This window comes from Brevundimonas sp. NPDC092305 (assembly GCF_044755415.1).
Lineage (GTDB): Bacteria > Pseudomonadota > Alphaproteobacteria > Caulobacterales > Caulobacteraceae > Brevundimonas.
In genome coordinates, this window is record NZ_JBIVQY010000002.1 from 793,436 (window position 1) to 811,456 (window position 18,021).

Annotated in this window: 20 protein-coding genes and 1 tRNA gene; 12 read left to right on the forward strand and 9 right to left on the reverse strand. The window is 68.2% G+C overall.

Features of this window, described 5'->3' with window-relative positions; genetic code table 11:
- Positions 1-14 precede the first annotated feature (14 nt).
- From ACIQC9_RS14465 to ACIQC9_RS14480, 4 genes are read left to right on the forward strand one after another with little or no spacing between them, the layout of a single operon-like run.
- Positions 15-320 (forward strand): ArsR/SmtB family transcription factor, encoded by a 306-nt coding sequence (locus ACIQC9_RS14465; protein ID WP_400617376.1) that lies wholly within the window; start codon positions 15-17, stop codon positions 318-320.
- Positions 317-733: an SRPBCC domain-containing protein gene (locus tag ACIQC9_RS14470; protein ID WP_400617241.1), complete on the forward strand. Its 417-nt coding sequence runs from the start codon at positions 317-319 to the stop codon at positions 731-733. Before ACIQC9_RS14465 ends, ACIQC9_RS14470 begins: the two co-directional genes overlap by 4 nt.
- Before the next feature lie 4 nt (positions 734-737).
- Positions 738-1,145 carry a DUF1801 domain-containing protein gene (locus tag ACIQC9_RS14475; RefSeq protein ID WP_400617243.1) on the forward strand — a complete coding sequence of 136 codons (408 nt, stop codon included), beginning with the start codon at positions 738-740 and terminating at the stop codon, positions 1,143-1,145.
- Between the two features lie 10 nt (positions 1,146-1,155).
- Positions 1,156-1,548 carry a DUF1801 domain-containing protein gene (locus tag ACIQC9_RS14480; protein ID WP_400617245.1) on the forward strand — a complete coding sequence of 131 codons (393 nt, stop codon included), beginning with the start codon at positions 1,156-1,158 and terminating at the stop codon, positions 1,546-1,548.
- Between the two features lie 6 nt (positions 1,549-1,554).
- On the opposite strand, the gene arr is transcribed toward ACIQC9_RS14480, so the two are convergent.
- The 3 genes from arr to ACIQC9_RS14495 form a co-directional block, all read right to left on the reverse strand.
- The gene (arr, locus tag ACIQC9_RS14485) at positions 1,555-1,971 is read right to left on the reverse strand and encodes an NAD(+)--rifampin ADP-ribosyltransferase (protein WP_400617247.1); all 417 of its coding nucleotides are present in this window, start codon (positions 1,969-1,971) and stop codon (positions 1,555-1,557) included.
- Positions 1,972-2,168: 197 nt separating this feature from the next.
- A tRNA-Arg gene (locus ACIQC9_RS14490) sits at positions 2,169-2,245 on the reverse strand.
- Between the two features lie 73 nt (positions 2,246-2,318).
- On the reverse strand, positions 2,319-2,891 hold the full coding sequence (locus tag ACIQC9_RS14495) for a hypothetical protein (protein ID WP_400617249.1): 573 nt from the start codon (positions 2,889-2,891) through the stop codon (positions 2,319-2,321).
- Positions 2,892-3,007: 116 nt separating this feature from the next.
- Between ACIQC9_RS14495 and ACIQC9_RS14500 the strand changes: the two genes are divergently transcribed.
- The gene (locus tag ACIQC9_RS14500) at positions 3,008-4,759 is read left to right on the forward strand and encodes a gamma-glutamyltransferase family protein (RefSeq protein WP_400617251.1); all 1,752 of its coding nucleotides are present in this window, start codon (positions 3,008-3,010) and stop codon (positions 4,757-4,759) included.
- Between the two features lie 7 nt (positions 4,760-4,766).
- Here the strand turns inward: ACIQC9_RS14500 and ACIQC9_RS14505 are convergent, their stop codons facing one another.
- Together ACIQC9_RS14505 and ACIQC9_RS14510 are read right to left on the reverse strand one after the other, a co-directional pair.
- The gene (locus ACIQC9_RS14505) at positions 4,767-5,627 is read right to left on the reverse strand and encodes a lipid A-modifier LpxR family protein (RefSeq protein ID WP_400617253.1); all 861 of its coding nucleotides are present in this window, start codon (positions 5,625-5,627) and stop codon (positions 4,767-4,769) included.
- Between the two features lie 113 nt (positions 5,628-5,740).
- Entirely contained in the window at positions 5,741-6,772 is a 1,032-nt protein-coding gene (locus ACIQC9_RS14510) for a 2'-deoxycytidine 5'-triphosphate deaminase (RefSeq protein WP_400617255.1), read from the reverse strand.
- An 80-nt stretch (positions 6,773-6,852) separates the two neighbouring features.
- On the opposite strand from ACIQC9_RS14510, the gene apaG reads away from it, so the two are divergent.
- Positions 6,853-7,260 (forward strand): Co2+/Mg2+ efflux protein ApaG, encoded by a 408-nt coding sequence (gene apaG, locus ACIQC9_RS14515; protein WP_400617257.1) that lies wholly within the window; start codon positions 6,853-6,855, stop codon positions 7,258-7,260.
- Between the two features lie 286 nt (positions 7,261-7,546).
- On the opposite strand, the gene ACIQC9_RS14520 is transcribed toward apaG, so the two are convergent.
- Positions 7,547-8,050: a GcrA family cell cycle regulator gene (locus tag ACIQC9_RS14520; RefSeq protein WP_400617259.1), complete on the reverse strand. Its 504-nt coding sequence runs from the start codon at positions 8,048-8,050 to the stop codon at positions 7,547-7,549.
- 195 nt (positions 8,051-8,245) lie between these two features.
- On the opposite strand from ACIQC9_RS14520, the gene ACIQC9_RS14525 reads away from it, so the two are divergent.
- From ACIQC9_RS14525 to argF, 3 genes are all read left to right on the forward strand, one after another.
- On the forward strand, positions 8,246-9,067 hold the full coding sequence (locus ACIQC9_RS14525; RefSeq protein WP_400617261.1) for an ABC transporter permease: 822 nt from the start codon (positions 8,246-8,248) through the stop codon (positions 9,065-9,067).
- A 113-nt stretch (positions 9,068-9,180) separates the two neighbouring features.
- The gene (locus tag ACIQC9_RS14530; RefSeq protein WP_400617263.1) at positions 9,181-10,377 is read left to right on the forward strand and encodes an aspartate aminotransferase family protein; all 1,197 of its coding nucleotides are present in this window, start codon (positions 9,181-9,183) and stop codon (positions 10,375-10,377) included.
- A gap of 15 nt (positions 10,378-10,392) precedes the next feature.
- Positions 10,393-11,316, forward strand: coding sequence for an ornithine carbamoyltransferase (gene argF / locus ACIQC9_RS14535; protein ID WP_400617265.1), 924 nt, complete (start codon positions 10,393-10,395; stop codon positions 11,314-11,316).
- Here the strand turns inward: argF and ACIQC9_RS14540 are convergent.
- The gene (locus ACIQC9_RS14540) at positions 11,313-11,822 is read right to left on the reverse strand and encodes a pyridoxamine 5'-phosphate oxidase family protein (protein WP_400617267.1); all 510 of its coding nucleotides are present in this window, start codon (positions 11,820-11,822) and stop codon (positions 11,313-11,315) included. The genes argF and ACIQC9_RS14540 overlap by 4 nt on opposite strands.
- 59 nt (positions 11,823-11,881) lie before the next feature.
- The gene (locus ACIQC9_RS14545; protein WP_400617269.1) at positions 11,882-12,094 is read right to left on the reverse strand and encodes a hypothetical protein; all 213 of its coding nucleotides are present in this window, start codon (positions 12,092-12,094) and stop codon (positions 11,882-11,884) included.
- A 218-nt stretch (positions 12,095-12,312) separates the two neighbouring features.
- On the opposite strand from ACIQC9_RS14545, the gene ACIQC9_RS14550 reads away from it, so the two are divergent.
- The 3 genes from ACIQC9_RS14550 (at position 12,313) to ACIQC9_RS14560 (ending at position 16,922) form a co-directional block, all read left to right on the forward strand.
- Complete coding sequence (locus ACIQC9_RS14550) at positions 12,313-15,078, forward strand: hypothetical protein (protein WP_400617271.1); 2,766 nt, start codon at positions 12,313-12,315, stop codon at positions 15,076-15,078.
- A 114-nt stretch (positions 15,079-15,192) separates the two neighbouring features.
- Positions 15,193-16,113 carry a sulfite exporter TauE/SafE family protein gene (locus ACIQC9_RS14555; RefSeq protein WP_400617273.1) on the forward strand — a complete coding sequence of 307 codons (921 nt, stop codon included), beginning with the start codon at positions 15,193-15,195 and terminating at the stop codon, positions 16,111-16,113.
- The gene (locus ACIQC9_RS14560) at positions 16,113-16,922 is read left to right on the forward strand and encodes a TIGR02186 family protein (RefSeq protein WP_400617275.1); all 810 of its coding nucleotides are present in this window, start codon (positions 16,113-16,115) and stop codon (positions 16,920-16,922) included. The genes ACIQC9_RS14555 and ACIQC9_RS14560 overlap by 1 nt, the downstream gene beginning before the upstream one ends.
- On the opposite strand, the gene hisC is transcribed toward ACIQC9_RS14560, so the two are convergent.
- Positions 16,923-18,014 (reverse strand): histidinol-phosphate transaminase, encoded by a 1,092-nt coding sequence (gene hisC / locus ACIQC9_RS14565; RefSeq protein WP_400617277.1) that lies wholly within the window; start codon positions 18,012-18,014, stop codon positions 16,923-16,925.
- Positions 18,015-18,021 lie beyond the last annotated feature (7 nt).

The window sequence follows — 18,021 nt, forward strand, 5'->3', positions numbered from 1 at the left end:
CCACCACGCAGGACATGTTGTTCCGGACCCTCGCCGACCCCACGCGGAGGGCGCTGTTCGAACGCCTGTGCCGCGAGGGAGAGCAGACGGTCGGGGCGCTGACGGCGCAGGCGGGCGTGTCCCAGCCGGCGGTGTCCAAGCACCTCGGCGTGCTGAAGCAGGCGGGGCTGGTGCGTGACCGTCAGGACGGGCGCCAGACCCACTACAGCCCCCAGCCGCGTGCCCTCAGCCCCCTGCTGGACTGGACCGAACAGATGGCCGGGTTCTGGGAGGGGCGAATGGACGGTCTGGCGGATTTGCTGAACAGGATGGACCAATGACCGAGAGCCGCACCGTCGTTGTGGAGCGCGACCTGCCGCACCCCGCCGCCAAGGTCTGGCGCGCGCTGACCCAGCCGCATCTGATGGCCGAATGGCTGATGAAGAACGACTTCGCGCCGCAGGTCGGCCACCGCTTCAATCTGCGGGGCGACTGGGGCGGCGTGCTGGATTGCGAGGTGCTGACCCTCGAGCCGGAGCGCAAGATGTCCTACAGCTGGGACTTCAATCACGAGGACCCGGCCTACAGCCTGAAGAGCGTGGTGACCTTCACGCTCGAGCCGACGGAGTCAGGCACGCATCTGCGCATGGAGCAGGCGGGCTTCCGACCCGACCAGAAGCAGGCTTACGGCGGCGCCCATGCCGGCTGGAAGCAGTTCCTCGAGAATCTCGATCAGCTGTTGGCGAAGGACTGAGGCGATGACCGACACGCCCCGGCTGCTCTCGGGTGGCAATCCGCAGATCGCCAAGGGTTATGGAGACGCGCCCGTTCAGGCGTGGATCGCCGCCGCGCCCGAGTGGAAACAGGACATCGGCCGGCGGCTGGACGCCCTCGTCGAAAAGGTCGTTCCGGGCGTCCGCAAGGCGGTCAAATGGAACACGCCGATGTACGGCTGCGAGGAGGGGACGTGGTTCCTCGCGATGCATGTCTACGCCCGGTACATGAAGGTGACCTTCTTCCACGGGACCGAAATGGACCCGGTCCCGCCGGTGGCGTCGAAAGTCGGAAACGTCCGCTACGCCCATATCCATGAGGGAGAGTTCGACGAGGCCCTGATGGCCGACTGGATCCGACAGGCCAGCCGCCTGCCCGGCGAACGCATGTGAGGAGAAGGCGATGACCACCCCCGCTCAGGACAGCTCAGCCTCTGACCAGATCGATACGAAGATCGCCGGCCTCGCCGACTGGCGCGGCGAGATGCTGGCCCGCCTGCGTGCGATCATCCGCGCCGCCGATCCCGAGGTGATCGAGACCGTCAAATGGGGTGGCGTGCCGGTGTGGGAGAAGGACGGCATCATCACTACCGGTGAGACCTACAAGACGGCGGTCAAGCTGACTTTCGCCAAGGGGGCGTCGCTGGACGATCCGGCCGGCCTGTTCAACTCAAGCCTTGAGGGGAACACTCGCCGGGCGATCGACTTCCGCGAAGGCGATCCGGTAAACGAGGCGGCGCTGAAGGCGCTGGTGCGTGCTGCGATCGCGCTGAACGGAGCGAAGGTGAAACGCTGACGCCGGTCAGTCCTTGATAGCCTCGACGCCCAGCTGTTCCAGACGGGCCAGATGCTCGCGCATGGTCCTGACCTGTTCGGGCGTATGCCCGGTCCAGTCCGTGACTTCCCCGACGACCTTAAGGGGCTGGCGGGTGCGATAGGACAGGGTCGGATTGCCGGGGAACTTCTTGTCCGTCAGGTTCGGATCGTCCTCGATCGGTCCGGTCGGTTCGACGATGTAGATGCGGCCCGGTCCGTCGCCGACCGCCAGCTCTGCGCCCCAGGTCGCTGCGTCCAGAGTGGCCGACAGATAGACCCAGACGGCCTTCTTTCGCGCGCCATAGTTCGACGCGTAGCCGGCCCCGATCAGGTCGCCCGGCGTCAGGTCCGCCTTCGTGCCGTGATAGAGAGGATGTTCGTCCGGACCGGTGATCGTCGCCATCCTATGCCCCTTTTGAAACGCCGACACCCAAGGTCAGCCAAGGCGCGCCAGACTGCGAATTATTCGCCGGCGGACAATTCTTGATCTCAACTCTTTTGCGCCCATCTCCCTGCAGAGGGCGCAGTCACGCTCCCGGACGGCGCATACGAAAAAGGCCGCTGACGCGGCCCTGTCGTTCAGATCTTCAAAAGAAGAAGTGGCGCACCCGAAGAGATTCGAACTCCTGACCCCCAGATTCGTAGTCTGGTGCTCTATCCAGCTGAGCTACGGGTGCGCACGGCCGCGAACGGCGAGGGCGGGTCTTTAGCGGACGAGGACCGGTGGGGCAAGACCCGCCCCGCGCCTTTTCAGGAGGCGGGCAGAAGGTCGGCCGGAATGGGGTTGTCCGGGGTCTCGCCGGCCCATGCGATGGACACGACCCACAGCCGGGTTCCGTCGTCGAACAGCTGGAGCGTATTGACGCCGCGCTGGACCACTTCGGTCGCATCCGGGGCCCTGCGGATGTCATAGGCCGAGCGGACGGTGATCATCCGGCCGAAGCGAAGCTCCTGTCGGCCGATCTCGCGCTCGTAGAAGTCTTCCTGGGCGAAGACCGGCCCGTTGCGGGCGATGTAGTCGGTCGGCGACATGGCGCGGGCGCGGGGCGTGCCGTCCGGCGCGCGGCCGGCGGCGGTCATGATGGCGCCGGGCAGGAAGAGGCTGTGAAACCGGTCCCAGTTGCGGGGCGCGCCGGCCTTGCCCGAGATGACGTCGTACATGGCCGCCACGATGGCGTCGACGGAGGCCACGTCGGCCGGATCGGCGACGGGCGCGGCCGGGGCCGCCGCGGGCGTGGCGGCGGGTGGTGGTGAGGCGGTCTGCGCCAGAGCCGGGACCGGCAGGGCGAGAACGAGGGCGGAGAGAAGGATGGTCGGGCGCATCGGAGCTCCTTGGAGACTGTGAAAACCCGCCTGACGACGCGGAAACGTCCGATGGCCCTTTCGCCGATCCCGCTGACGCGCCAAACAGGTAGCTCCTTCCTAGCGCCGAGTCCGACATGAGCCCATCCCCGCTGTTCCGCCCGCTTGCGGCGCTCGTCATGGCGACAGGGCTGGCGCTGGGCGGATGCGGCGGGGCGACGACCGCGATCGCGCCCTCCGCCCCGGTCGGCGCCGTTGAGGCGATTCCCCGCGCGCAAGGGCCGTTCGTGGCGGCGGCCAATCCATTGGCGGTCGAGGCGGGGATGAAGGTTCTTAACGCCGGCGGCTCGGCGGTGGACGCGGCGGTGGCCGTGCAGGCGGTGCTCGGGCTGGTGGAGCCGCAGTCGTCCGGACTGGGCGGCGGGGCCTTCATGATGCTGTACGACGCCTCGACCGGCGAAGTGACCAGCTACGATGGCCGTGAGACCGCGCCGTCGTCGGCGACGCCGGAGCTCTTCTACGAAAACGGCCGACCGCTGCCCTTCATGGACGCCGTATTGAGTGGACGCTCCACGGGCGCGCCCGGCGCGGTGGCGATGCTGGCGATGGCGCAGAAGGACCATGGCAAGCTGGCGTGGCGCGATCTGTTCGGCGAGGCCGAGCGGCTGGCGACAGACGGCTTCACGGTCAGCCCCCGTCTGGCCTCGATGATCGCCGCGAGCCGCGGGCAGGGCCGGACGCGCTGGGCCAACGCCTATTTCACCAAGGCGGACGGCACGCGCTACGTGGCCGGCGATCAGCTGAGAAACCCGGAATACGCGCGCACGGTGCGCGAGCTGGCTGACGGCGGCGCGGAAGGCTTTTATACCGGCCGCATCGCGCGCGAGATCGCGGAAACCGTGGCCATGGAGCCGCGTCCCGGGGCGCTGACCGCCGCCGACATCGCGGCCTACCAACCGATCGAGCGCGGCGCCCTTTGCCGGCCATACCGGGTCTATGTGATCTGCGTGCCGCCGCCGCCGTCGAGCGGCGTGGCGGTGCTGCAGCTTCTGGCCATGGCCGAGCGGACGCCGGACATCGACAAAGGCGAGAACAGCGTCGAGGCCTGGGCCGCTTTCGGCCAGATGCAGCGCCTGATGTACGCGGATCGCGACCGCTATGTCGGGGATCCCGGCTTCGTGCGCGTGCCGGTGCAGGGGATGCTGGATCCCGACTATGTGGCGTCGCGCGCGGCGCTGGCGCCCGGCCTGACCGGGGCCGCTCAGCCGGGGACACCCCCGGGCGGCGTGTTCACGGGGGAGGACGCCACGCGCGAACCGGCCGGCACCTCGCACATGGTCATCGTCGACGCAGAGGGAAATGCGGTCAGCATGACCACGACGGTCGAGAGCGTCTTTGGTTCGGGCCGGATGGCGGCGGGCTTCTTCCTCAACAACCAGCTGACGGACTTCTCGTTCAACCCCGAACGGCCGGACGGCGGGGCTGCGGCGAATGCGGTCGCGGCGGGCAAGCGACCGCGCAGTTCGATGTCTCCTGTGATCATTCTGGATCGCGAAGGGCGGCTGGTCGGGGCGCTGGGCTCGCCGGGCGGGCCTTCGATTCTCGCGTACAACACCAAAGCGCTGATCGCCGTGCTGGACTGGGGCCTGCCGGTGCAGGCGGCGTTCGACCTGCCCAATCTGGTCGCGCGCGGCGACGGCTTCGGAGCCGACACCAGCCGCTTCCCGCAGGACCAGCGCGAAGGTCTGGCGGCGCGGGGGATCGTGCTGGAGCCGAACGCCAGCGAGACTTCAGGCCTGCACGGCGGCGTCTGGCGGCGCGGCGCGAACGGCTGGGGCTGGGACGGCGGGGCGGACGATCGCCGCGAGGGCGTGGCGCGGGTGAACTGACCCGGCCTTACTCCGGCTTGATCGACAGCTGGAAGGCGATCAGGCCTTCGGACACATCGGTGTCGACGCCGTGGCCCGCGCGCAGGCCCTCGGCGCTGATCTCGCGATAGACGAGCCCGAGCGAGCTTTGCACCGGGCCCCGGCGCATGGCCACGCCGATCGAGGCGTCGCCGAGGAAGTTGCCGGCATCGTGGCTCATGCCCGAGCGAGCGAAGTCGCCGTCGCGGGTGCGGGCGAAGTTGTAGCCGACCGCGCGGCCCGACCCGGCGGCGTACAGATACCAGCGGGCCCTCTGGCCGAAGGCCTCGGAGCCTTCCGGAACCAGACCTTCCAGATCACGCCCGATCTTCAGCGTGGCTCCGGCCTCGGTCACGCCGCCCTGACTGCCAACGCCCACGCCTAGGTGGGGCGTCAGGGTGACGTCGAGACCATTGCCGGTCTGGCCCAGATCGCCGGTCCAGCCGCGGGTGTAGGTCACGTCGTAGTGTTCGGTCTCCAGCGCTGCGGGGTCCAGCGGGCCGGGAGGCAGCGGTCCGCCGTCGGCCCGGCGCAAGCGACCGGCGGTGCGCAGGCGCAGGCGGTCGTCGAAGCCCGCGCCGGCGAAACGCACCTCGCGGCGGGAAGCGGCCCAGTCCGCGCGCGGCTCGCCGGTGACGGCCCAGCGTTCGTCCACAGCGGCGGTTTCCGGGGCATAGTCGGAGAAGTCAGGATCGGCGTTCAGCTGCACCAGCAGGTCGCTGACGGTGCGGGCGCGCCCCGGTTCAGCGGCGCGCCAGGGGTCGGCGATGGCCACCTGCGGCTTCGCACAGGCCGGCGCCGCGAGAGCGACCCCCGCCGCGACTCCCAGAATGCATACGCCAATACGCACTAACGGCTCCCCTCGACCCGTTAAGGTTTCGACCCTGCACGATCAGGGGCGGAACGCCAACGGGATTCTCCTGTCACGGTTGGGCGAACGTGACTTGGGGGGCCGAGGTTCCGTCAGCCCCAGGGACGGAAGTGTTTCGACAGCTTCAGGCCCTGGCTCTGATAGTGGCTGCCGCCCTCGCCGTAGAGGCGGGTCGGCCGCTCGGTCAGGGGCTCATAGACCAGCCGGGCTACGATCTGGCCGTGCTCCAGCAGGAACGGTGTGTCGTGGGTGCGGACTTCGAGCACGCCCTTGGAGCCGGCCCCGTGCGCCTCGTCGGTGCCGAAGCCGGGGTCGAAGAAGCCGGCGTAGTGGACGCGGAACTCGCCGACGGACGGATCGATCGGCGTCATCTCGGCGGCCTGATCGACCGGGATCTCGACGTCGTCGGATGAGGCGAGGATGTAGAACTCGCCCGGATCCAGCAGCAGTTCGCCGCGGCGCAGGGTCAACGGCTCCCAGAAGTCGCGCGGGTCGTGGCCGTCGATGTTGTCCAGATCGACCACGCCGGCGTGGCGACGCCCCCGGAAGCCGACGATGCCCGAGCCGGTCTCGCCCGACAGATCGACGCCGACGCTGCGGGTCTCCAGCCGCGGCGGCTCGCCGGACTTGAGGCGCAGCTGGTTCAGGCGCGTGCCGGGGCGGACCAGGATCGAGAAGGTCTGCGGCGCGATCTCCAGATACAGCGGCCCGTCATAGCCGGGGTCCACGTCATCGAAGCTGGAGCCTGCGTCAGTCAGCAGGCGCACGAAGACGTCGACCCGGCCGGTCGAGCTCTTCGGGTTGGCGCGGGCGATCAGGCCCTGCGGCAGCTTCAGTCGCTCCTGCAGCCGCACGATGTAGACGCAGCCCTTCTCCAGCACCTCGCCGCCGGTCAGGTCGATGCGGTGCATCAGCACGTCCTCTATGCGATCGGCGACCTTGCGGCGGCCCGGCAGGAAGGAAGCGCGGACGCGGAAGGCTTCGTGCGACAGGCGCAGGTCCAGACTCGCGGGCTGGACCTGATCGGCGTCGAAAGGGGTATCCGAGGTGATCGCGCCGGCGGCGATCAGGGCCTCGATAGACTGGCAGGGCAGGATGCCCGGTCGGGAGGAGTTCAGGCTCATGGGATCGGCTTACACGATTCCGCGTCGGGTCTCGCCTGTCTCGCTTGACCTGACGCCTCGGCGCGCACGACCATGGCCGCATGCACGACGGCAAGGCCTATGAAGCGGAGACGGACGGGATCGTGGTCCGGGTGCGACCCAGCTATCTGGCAGGTCAGTCCGACCCCGCCGGCGGCCGCTGGGTCTGGGCTTATCAGGTCGAGATCGTGAACCTCTCGCCGACGCCGGTGCAACTGGTTGCGCGCCGTTGGGAGATCACGGACGCGCTCGGCCATGTCGAGGAGGTGCGCGGGTCAGGCGTGGTGGGCGAGCAGCCGACGATCCAGCCGGGGTCGAGCTACTCCTACGCATCCGGCTGTCCGCTGGGCACGCCGTCCGGTGCGATGGCCGGCGGCTATCAGATGATCGACGACCGCGGCCGGATGTTCGAAGTGACCATCCCGCCCTTCAGCCTCGACGTACCGGGCGAGCGGCGCGTGCTGAACTAAAAGAGTATGGGCCAGCCTTCCGGCCTCAAGCAGCGAGCGACCGCGTCGCGAGCGCCAGGCCCACCCACAAAGCGGGTGAGGGGCTGCGTCAACCCGGATAACCGCAGCCCCGCCCCAGTCTCCTGAACCGCATTGCGGGGCGGTCCGGAGGCGGACGGCGGCTCACTAGGAGCCATCTGTGTCGGTCGCGTGACCGAATTGGGAAGGGCGCGTGAAGATCGGCCGCGCACCCATACGGTCGCCGCGCTCAAGCAGCGAGCGACCGCGTCGCGAGCGTTAGCGCTCTTTAGATGTAGCGACGAAGCTGACGCGCCAGCTCGGTGGCGCCGTTCTTCTTGACCGCGGGCTGGTAGGCGACGCGGGCGTGTTCCACGCAGTAGACGCCTTCCGAGGCGCGACGGCCGCAGAAGCTGAACTCGGTCGAGGATGGGTCGCCGATCGGCCATTTGCACATGTGGGCGCCCAGCGTCATCACCGTGGCCGTGCCGGGCAGTTCCGGAACCGGAGCCGCGACTGGAGCGGTCAGGGCGCGGGGCTGTGCGGCCTCGATACGGCGCGGGGCCGACGGCGCCTGGGTCGGCGTCGGACGCGGGCGAGCCGGGCGGAAGGTGGCGCGGGCCGGCTGCGAGGGCGTGGCCCGACCCGACAGGCCCAGGCGGTGCACCTTGCCGATGACGGCGTTGCGGGTGACGCCGCCGCCCAGCTGTTTGGCGATCTGGCTCGCGGACTGGCCCTCAAGCCAGAGTTTCTTCAGCGCGCCTACGCGGTCTTCAGTCCAGCCTGCGGTCATGTCGCCCTCCGGGATTCAACATCTGGTGGCCGGGTCCCCCTCCGAGGTCTCGACCTACCATCACTAGTAAACGGCATCTTAAATTCCGCAACATCTAGCAAGCAGTCCGTCCACAGGAACCATATCTGGTATGGTTAAGGCCGGAATCGGCGTTGACCCTTGCGCGCGGCGACCGGCAGGCGCATCTGCGCGGCCATGACCGATCTCGCCTCCACCCGCCCGACGGGCCTGCCACAGCCGCGCGTCTACAAGGGCGTGAACTGGGAGGGGGTGAAGACGCTGTACCTCAAGGAGGTGCGGCGGTTCTGGAAGGTCGGGGCCCAGACCGTCGCGGCGCCGGTGGTGACGACGCTTCTCTACATGCTGGTCTTCGTGGTGGCGCTGAAGGGCGCGCGGCCGCCGCTGCACGGCACGCCGTTCGCGGAGTTCGTAGCGCCCGGCCTGATCATGATGGCGATCCTGAACAACGCCTTCGCCAACGCCTCGTCCAGCCTGATCCAGGCCAAGATCATGGGCACGGCGACCGACTTCCTGACCCCGCCGCTCAGCCCGCTGGAACTGACCATCGGGTTTTCGCTGGGCGCCGCGACGCGGGGCATTGCGGTCGGGCTGGTGACGGCGATCTGCGTGCTGCCGTTCGCACGGCTGGGCGTCGCCAACATCGCCCTGATCCTGTGGTTCGGACTGACGGCGTCGCTGCTGATGGGCATGCTCGGCGTCTTCGCCGGACTTTGGGCCGAGAAGTTCGATCAACTGGCGGCGGTGCAGAACTTCCTGATCATGCCGATGACGTTCCTCAGCGGCACCTTCTATCTGGTCGACAATCTGCCCGAGCCGTTCGCCACGATCAGCCACTGGAACCCGATCTTCTACATGATCGACGGCTTCCGGGCCGGCTTCATCGGCCATGCGGAAAGCAATATCTGGGTGGGCGTGGCCATGAGCGCGGTGCTGACGCTGCTGATGTCCTGGGCCTGCTGGGCGGTGTTCAGGTCCGGCTGGCGGCTGAAGAGCTGAGGCTGCCCGGGCGGTGTTGACTAACCGCCCCCCTCGTCCGACAAGACCTGACTTTATTTGACCGGCTCCGTCGCGCCCGCGCCGGGGCCGTCTCTCTTCTGGAGGTCTGTTCCGTGTCCACCGAGCATCTGATGGGTGTCTACAACCGCGCGCCGCTGGAAGTGGATCGCGGACTGGGCGCGCGTCTGTGGTCGACGGACGGGACCGAGTATCTGGACTGCGTGGCCGGCATCTCGACCAACGGCCTTGGCCATGCGCATCCGAAGCTGGTGCAGGCGGTCAAGGATCAGGCTGAAAAGCTGTGGCATGTGTCGAACATCTTCCGCATTCCGGGGCAGGAGGCGCTGGCCGACGACCTGTGCTCGAAGTCGTTCGCGGACGTGGTCTTCTTCACCAACTCCGGCACTGAGGCGGTCGAGTGCGCGCTGAAGACGGCGCGCAAGCATCACGTCGCCAACGGCCAGCCCGAGCGGATCGATATCTACGGCTTTGACGGCTCGTTCCACGGCCGGACCTATGGCGCGATCAACGCCGCCGCCAACCCCAGCTACACGGAAGGCTTCGGCCCGAAGATGGAAGGCTTCCATCAGCTGGTCTGGGGCGATCATGAGGCGATCAAGGCGGCGATCGCCAACCCTACTACGGCTGCAATCATCGTGGAGCCCGTCCAGGGCGAAGGCGGCTGTCGCGCGATGCCGGATCAGTGCCTGCGAGGGCTGCGCGAGCTGTGCGATCAACATGGCGTGCTGATCATCTTCGACGAGGTCCAGTGCGGCATGGGGCGGACCGGCAAGTTGTGGGCTCACGAGTGGGCCGGCATGACGCCCGATATCATGGCTATCGCCAAGGCTCTGGGCGGCGGCTTCCCTATCGGCGCCTGTCTGGCCACGACCCATGCCGCAAAGGGCATGACGGTCGGGGTTCACGGCTCGACCTTCGGCGGCAACCCGCTGGCCATGGCCGTCGGTCAGGCGGCTTTCGGCGAGCTGTCGAAGCCCGAGACGCTGGCCCATGTGAACGAGGTCGCCGGTTATCTGAAGCAACAGCTTCACGGCCTGCAGCAACGGTTCCCCGACATCATCGTGGACGTGCGCGGCAAGGGGCTGCTGATCGGGGTCAAGCTGGTCCCGAACAATCGCGAGTTCATGGGCTGGGCCCGGGACGAGCAGCGGTTCCTCGTAGCCGGCGGCGGCGACAACTGCGTGCGCATCCTGCCGCCGCTGGTGCTGACGCTGGATGAGGCCCGCGAGGCCGTCGAGCGGTTCGAAAAGACCTGTGAATTCGCGCGGACCAAGCTGGCCGCCGCCTGACATCCGGAGGGGCCGATGGTCCGTCACTTCCTCGATATCCATCGGCTGAGCGCCGAGGACCTGCGCGCCATTCTGGACGACGCCCATGCGCGCAAGCAGGCCCGCGAGGCCTGGCCGAAAGGCCGCGCAGACGCCGATGCGCCGGCGAAGGACCGCGTGCTGGCGATGATTTTCGAGAAGAACTCGACCCGCACCCGCTTCAGCTTCGACGCGGCCATCCGTCAGCTGGGCGGATCGTCGATCATCGCCAACGCCGGCGACATGCAACTGGGGCGCGGCGAGCCGGTGGAGGACACCGCGCGGGTGCTGTCGCGCATGGTCGATGCGGTGATGATCCGCGCCAATGATCACGAGGACGTCGAGCGGTTCGCCCGCGTCGCGACCGTGCCGGTGGTCAACGGCCTGACCGACCGCTCGCACCCCTGCCAGATCCTGGCCGACATCATGACGATCGAGGAGGCCCGGGGACCAATCGCCGGCAAGACGATCGCCTGGGTCGGCGACGGCAACAACGTCTGCCACAGCTTCATGCATGCTGCGCCGAAGCTGGGCTTCCACCTGCAGGTCGCCTGTCCGGCCGAGTATCACCCCGACCTTCGCGACCTCGCCATCGGAGGAAACTCGGTCACCCTGACCGCCGACCCGCGCGAGGCCGTTGCGGGCGCCGACGTCGTTGTCACTGACACCTGGGTGTCGATGGGTGATCAGGATTACGAAGACCGGCTGGAGGCCTTCGACGGCTACGGTGTGGACGACACCCTGATGGGCGCGGCCAACGCTCACGCCGTCTTCCTGCACTGCCTGCCGGCCCACCGCGGCGAGGAGGTCACCGACGAGGTCATCGACGGCCCCCGCTCACTGGTCTGGGACGAGGCCGAGAACCGCATTCATGCGCAGAAAGCGGTCCTCGCCTGGTGTTTCGCGGGCTCCGAACCCTAGTTCAGCTTCACGTCCACAACGTCGCCCGCATCGGGCAGGGTTTTCGTGACATTGGCCTTGGCGACTTCGTAGGCGAACTTGAAGAAGCCGCCCTCGTTGACCCAGATCCGGCCGTCGTCGCCATTGAACCGCAGCACGGTCAGATGCGGGTCGTCCTTGCCCTCGGGATACCAGGCGGCCAGCACGGGGTTCCAGTAGCGGTCGATGATCTCGCGATCCGCACCATGAACCGACAGGTCGCCGTGCACGCAGGCCCAGACGTTCTGGTCTTTCGAGCCATAGGTGAACATCGCGCTTTGGCCCGAGCCGACCGCGGCGTCGCGCGCCAGATCGGTGTCGTCGCGCGTGAAGAACCAGATCACGCCCGTCTCCTCATCGCGGAAGGCGGTCATCGGCTGGCTGTGATAGCCCGGCTGGTCCAGCCCCAGCATGCCGGTATTGGACTTCTTCAGGCTGTCCCAGAAGGCCTTCTCGGCCTCGGCGGCGGTAAGGGTCTTGTCACCCATGTCGGTATCTCCTGTCCGTGTTCACGGTCAGGAATGGACGGCGCGCGGGCTTGTTCCGCTCAGTAGGGCGTGGGCGGCTGGGGGGCGCCGAGCAAGGCGGCCAGATGGATGCCGAGGATGAAGGCCGCGGCGCCCGAGAACAGCATGATCAACCGCCACGGAGTCATGCGCACGCCCCTGCTCGGCTCCCACGGCCGCGACCCGCGCCAGCCGGCGAAAACCGCCAGCGCCAGACAGGCCGCCATCAGGGCAAGGGTGACGGTCAAATTCATGGCGCGCTGGGTGAACCGGAACGCGTTTCAGCGCAAGCCGCGAGTCCTACCGGGACGTTAATCTTCACCGCTCATTAACCAAGGTTCCCGCACAAAGGCTCAAGGGGTTCGTGCTTTCCACAGGAAGATCGCCTGACCCCTACATCTTGGGGTTAACCGCGCGTTTACACGCTTGATCTGGACGATTAGCGTCAGACGTGAGGTCGGGAGGCGAATCAGTGAGCGCAGCGCCGTGGAGCGTTAAGGGCATCGACCCGAAGGCTCGCGAAGTCGCCAAGGACCTCGCCCGTCGCAACGGCATGACGCTGGGCGAGTGGCTGAACACCATGATCATGGAAGACGGCGACGAAGACGAGGACAGCGTCGTCCCGCTGGGCCGCCGCCCGCACGCCGGCCAGATGGTCGACCGCCGCAGTCGCAGTCGCCGGATGGACGACGCCTACAGCCCCAATGACGACGTCTGGTTGCGCCTAAGCAGCTCGGTCGACGGCATCGCCCGTCGGCTGGAAGCGTCCGAGCAGCGATCCACCGCGGCTATCCAGGGGATCGATCAGGCCGTCGCCGGCATCATGCGGCAGCTGGAAGGCCACGAGGTCGCCGGCAAGACCTACGGCCGGCGCATCGACGACATCGCCGAGGAACTGAAGGAAGGCCATCGCCGTCTGCGTCAGTTCGAACACGACACCGGCCCCCGCACGACGGACGCCCTCGGCAAGGTCGAAGGCTCGATCGGCGGCATCGCCAGCCGGCTGTACGATATTGAGGAGCGCCAGCGCTCCAGTGTGAACGAGTTGCGTCAACGGATGGACGCGGTCGAGAAAGCCGCACCTGGAGCAGGAGCCGACGCCTTGACCAATGTCGCCCGCCGCCTCGACGAGGCGCAGGGACGCACTAACGACGCCCTGCGGGATCTCGAGAAGAGCTTCGCAACGCTGGACCAGCGACTGCGCAACGCCGAGACCCGCATCGAGCCGGAAGGCGCCCGCGCCGTCGCGCAGTTCGAAAAGCTGGCCGAAACCCTGACCCGTCAGATCGAGGCCAACCGCGACGAGATGATCCGTCGCCTCGACACCGCCGAGAGCGAGAACCGCATCGACCGCATCGAGCGGGCCCTGCTGTCCATGACCGATCAGGTGCGCGCCACCGAGGAACGCTCGGCCCGCGCCGTCGAGCAGATGGGTCAGGAGGTGATGCGGATCGCCCAGAACCTGAACGGACGTCTGGGCCGTCTCGAGACCGATGGCGACGGCCGGCTGGAGCAGCTGACGCAGAACCTCAGCCGCCGGATTGACGCCGACGTCACCCGCGCCACGCAGGGGCTCGAGCGTCGCCTGACCTCCGCCGAAGACCGTCAGGCGCTGGCGCTGGAGAAGCTGGGCGGCGAAATCACCCGCATCTCGGACCAGCTGGGCGAGCGCATCGCCCAGTCGGAGCGTCGCTCGGCGCAGGCGTTGGAAGACATCGGCCGTCGTCTGGTCGACAACTCCAGCCGGGTCGAGCAACGCTACGAACGCGCGTCAGGCGAGCTGGCTGAACGCATGCGTCAGTCCGAGGAACGCACCGCCTCCCTGATCGCCGAGGCCCGCCAGAACATGGACCGCCGGGGCGCGCCGTCAACGGCGACGACCGCCGCCGTCGAGCCTGAGTCCGACTGGCGCGCCGCCGCCTTCCCGGGCGCGGGCTTCCCGACGGCGTTGGAAGACGATCCGGTCTTCGTCGAGCAACAGGCCTGGTCCGCCGACCTCGCCCCGCCGTCGCCGCCGGAACCTGAGGCGGCGCCCGAGCCCGAGCCGGATTTCACGCTTGAGGCCGAGACTCCGCTGGAGCCGGATCCCGTTCTGCACCCCACCGCCGACCCGGCGTTCGAGACGGTGATGCGCGGGGCCTATGGTCAGGCCGAGTCCGTTGCGACCCCCTTCGGCAGCGCTGCATCCGCCGATCCGGCGGATATGCCGCCGCCGCCCGTTTTCGTCTCGCAGCCTGAGGGTCCGGCGACCTTTGGTCAGGGCTTCGGCGGCGCAGACGTTTCGGACGCGCTGGCCGTCACGGCAGACGACGACTTCGATGATGCGGCCGACGAGTTCAGCGACGACGCCGATCTGGTCGCCACCCGCCACCTGCGCACCGCCGCGGTCGAGGAGCGTGTCTCCACCAACCGCACCGCCGTCGAGAACGCACGGGCAGCCATGGAGGCCGCCGAAGAGGCCAACCGCAAACCCCGTCTGCACTTCGGCCTGAAGCGCGGCGGTAAGGGCAAGTCCCAGGATGGCGGAACCATGGGCAAGGCGCTGGGCGCCTCGGCCGTGGCCATTCTTCTGGTCGGAGGTGGCGTCGCCGCAACCAACCAGCTGACCGGCGGCGCGCTCGGTCTGCCCGGCCTCACCCCGACGACGCCCGAAGCCACCCCGACCGCCCTGCTGGCGACGACCAATGCGCCGGTCGATCTGGTCAAGGGCGAGCAGCTGTACCAACAGTCGATCACCCAGCTGGACGCCGACGACGCCAGGGGCGTGGAGACGCTGAAGCAGGCCGCGCTGCTGGGCTATGGCCCGGCGCAACTGCATCTGGCCGGCCTCTATCAGGACGGCGGCAAGGGTGTTGCGATCGATCCGGCCGAGGCCCGCAGCTGGGCCAAGCGGGCCGCCGACGCCGGCGACGCGCGCGGTATGCACGCCTACGGCATGTACCTGTTCGACGGCGTGGGCGGCGCGACCAATACGCAGGATGCGCTGGCGTGGCTCGAACGCGCCGCCAACAAGGGCCTGGTCGACAGCCAGTTCAACGTGGCCAAGCTGTATGAAACCGGCGACACGGGCATCGCGCCCAATCCCGTAGAGGCCTATCGCTGGTACCTGATCGCCGCCCGCGCCGGAGACACGGACGCACAGGCCGCTGTCGAACGCCTGCGCGCCACGATGCCGGCGGCCGAACGGGGCGCCGCGCGGGTCGCGGCCGACCGGTTCAAGGTCGAGCCTCTGGGTTGAACTCACGTCCCGGGCGCATCCGCTGGCGATGAGCGGAGGATGGGTCTAGGACGAACAGCATTCCGTCGTCGCCTTCCCGGCGCCTAGCTTCAGTTCCAGCCGAAGGCGCGCCCTTTGGATCTCTACCTGCCGATCGCCGAAGTATCGGTGAACTGGCCGATCCTGGTTCTGCTGGGGGCGGCGGTTGGATTCGTGTCCGGATTGTTCGGCATCGGCGGCGGCTTCCTGATGGCCCCGATCCTGATCTTCATGGGCATCCCGCCGTCGGTGGCCGTGGCCAGCCAGGCCAGCCACGTCGTCGCCTCCTCGACCTCGGGCGTGATCAGCTACACCAGCCAGAAGGCCGTCGATTACCGCATGGGCGGGATCATGGCCGTCGGCGGCGTGCTGGGGGCCTTCCTGGGCGTCGAACTGTTCCGCTACCTGCGCCTGCTGGGTCAGGCGGACCTGGCGGTGGCCCTGTCCTACCTGCTCTTCCTCGGCTCGATCGGCACCCTGATGCTCTATGAGAGCCTCGGCGAGATTCTGCGTCGTGTGCGAGGCGAGGTCGTTCCGCACAAGGAGCGGCGGCGGCCGCTGTGGCTGTACGGCCTGCCGCTGAAGATGCGCTTCCCCCGCTCAGGTCTCTACATCAGCGCCATCCCGCCGATCGCGCTGGGCATGTTCGTGGGCATTCTCTCGGCCATCATGGGGGTGGGCGGCGGCTTCATCCTCGTACCCGTCATGCTGTATGTGCTGCGGATGAAGGCCAATGTCGTTGTCGGCACCAGCCTGCTCCAGATCATCGTCACGACGGCCATGACCACGGTGCTGCAGGCGGGGCGGAACCAGACAGTGGACATCGTCCTGTCGATCATCCTGCTGCTGGGCGGCGTGGTCGGCGCGCAGTACGGGGCGCGCTTCTCGGGCCGGTTCAGGGCCGAGGAACTGCGGGCGGTGCTGGGGCTGATCGTGCTTCTGGTCGGCATCCAGATGGGGCTGGAGCTGTTCGTGCGGCCCTCCGACCTGTTCAGCTTCGCGCCGGGGGTGGGCTGATGTTCCAAGCCCTTCCGCCCCCGCCGCCCGCCGTCGAGGCGCCCGCGCCAGAGCGGTCCGCCGCCACGGTCGAGCAGGTCCGCGTCGCCGCCGCCCTGACCGACGCCCGGGTCATGATCGACTCCAGCTTCCGCGGCGACACGATCGTTCTGTACGGCGCGGTCTTCAATCCGACGCCCGAGCCGACGGATGTGGTTGTCGTGGTCCGCGGGCCGGACGCGCCGGTCCGTCTGGTCAAGAAGACCCGCAACATGGGCGTCTGGCTGAACAGCCGGCCGGTGCTTTTCGAGGGCGCGCCGGGCTTCTACATGACCTCGTCGACGCGGCCGCTGAACGAGATCGCGGACTTCGGCCAGCTGCGGCGGCTGGGCGTGGGTCTGAACCACCTGCGGATCAATGCGCCGGAGGAGAGCCGGACCGAGACCCGCTACGGCGTGCGCGACGTGGTCGTCAGCCGGCTGGGCGAGGACTACCTCGACTATCGCCGCGCGGTGATCCGGTTGCGCGAGGCGGCGGCGCTGTACGACACCGATCCGGAGGGCGTCAGCTTTGTCGACCGCGGCCTGTTCCGCGCCGAGGTCGAGCTGCCTGCGGTGGCTCCGACGGGCCAGTATTTCGCCGAGGTCTGGCTGTTCCAGGACGGCGAGCCGGTATCGGTCAGCAACCTGACCCTGACCGTCGAAAAGGTCGGCATCGAGCGCGACATCTTCGACTTCGCCCACCGCCGCCCGTGGAGCTACGGCATCCTGTGCGTCCTGCTGGCGGCCTTCACGGGATGGGCGGCGAGCAGGGTGTTCAGACGACAGTAGTCAGCGCGCCGCAAACTCGCTCAGGGCGTCGATCACCGCGCGGTTCTGGTCTTCGGTTCCGACCGTGATCCGCAGGCAGTCGGGCAGGCCGTAGCCGCCGACGGGGCGGACGATGATGCCCTTGGTGTTCAGATAGTCGTTGGCGGCGGGGGCGTTGCGCTTTTCGTCGGGGAAGCGGACGAGGACGAAGTTGCCGGCGGAGGGGAAGACGTCGAAGCCGAAGCCCTTGATGGCCTGCGTCAGGCGGGGACGCCAGGTCTCCACGAGGTCGCGCGAGGCCTTCTGGTGGGCTTCGTCGCCGAGGGCGGCCATGGCGGCCTCAAGCCCCGGGACCGAGACGTTGAAGGGCAGGCGGATACGATCGACGGCTTCGCAGACGGCCAGCGGCGCATAGCCGAAGCCGATGCGCAGGCCGCCGAGGCCGTGGATCTTGGAGAAGGTGCGGGTAACGACGATGTTGGAGGCGTCGCGGGCCAGCGGGAAGCTGGTCTCCCAGTCGGGGGCGGTGACGAACTCGGCATAGGCCTCGTCGACGACCAGCAAGACGTCTGCGGGCAGGGCGGCGTGCAGACGGCGCGTCTCTTCGGCGGTGTTGTAGCTGCCGGTCGGGTTGGACGGGCTGGAGATGTAGACGATGCGGGTGCGGTCATCGACCTGTTCGAGGATCGCATCGACCTCGGCCTTGAAGCCGGGCTCGGGCGCCAGCTTGACGCTGGCCTGATTGGCCAGCGCCGAGATGCGGTAGGCGAGGAAGCCGTACTGGCCGGTGACGATGTTGTCGCCGGGTTGCAGATAGGTCTGGTTCAGCAGGGCGAAGACCTCGTCGGAGCCGTTGCCGAAGATCAGGCGCTCGGGCTCCAGCCCATGATGTTGGGCGACCGCGTCGCGCAACTTCGTGGCCCGGCCGTCGGGGTAGATATGGATGTTGGCGATGGCGGCCTGATAGGCCTCGCGCGCCTTCTCGCCGGCGCCTAGCGCATTCTCGTTGGAGGACAGCTTCATCGGCTCGGCGACGCCCGCGATCTGCGACTTGCCGCCGACGTAGGGGGCGATGTCGAGGATGCCGGGCTTGGGGGCGGGGGCGTCGGTCATGCAGGGC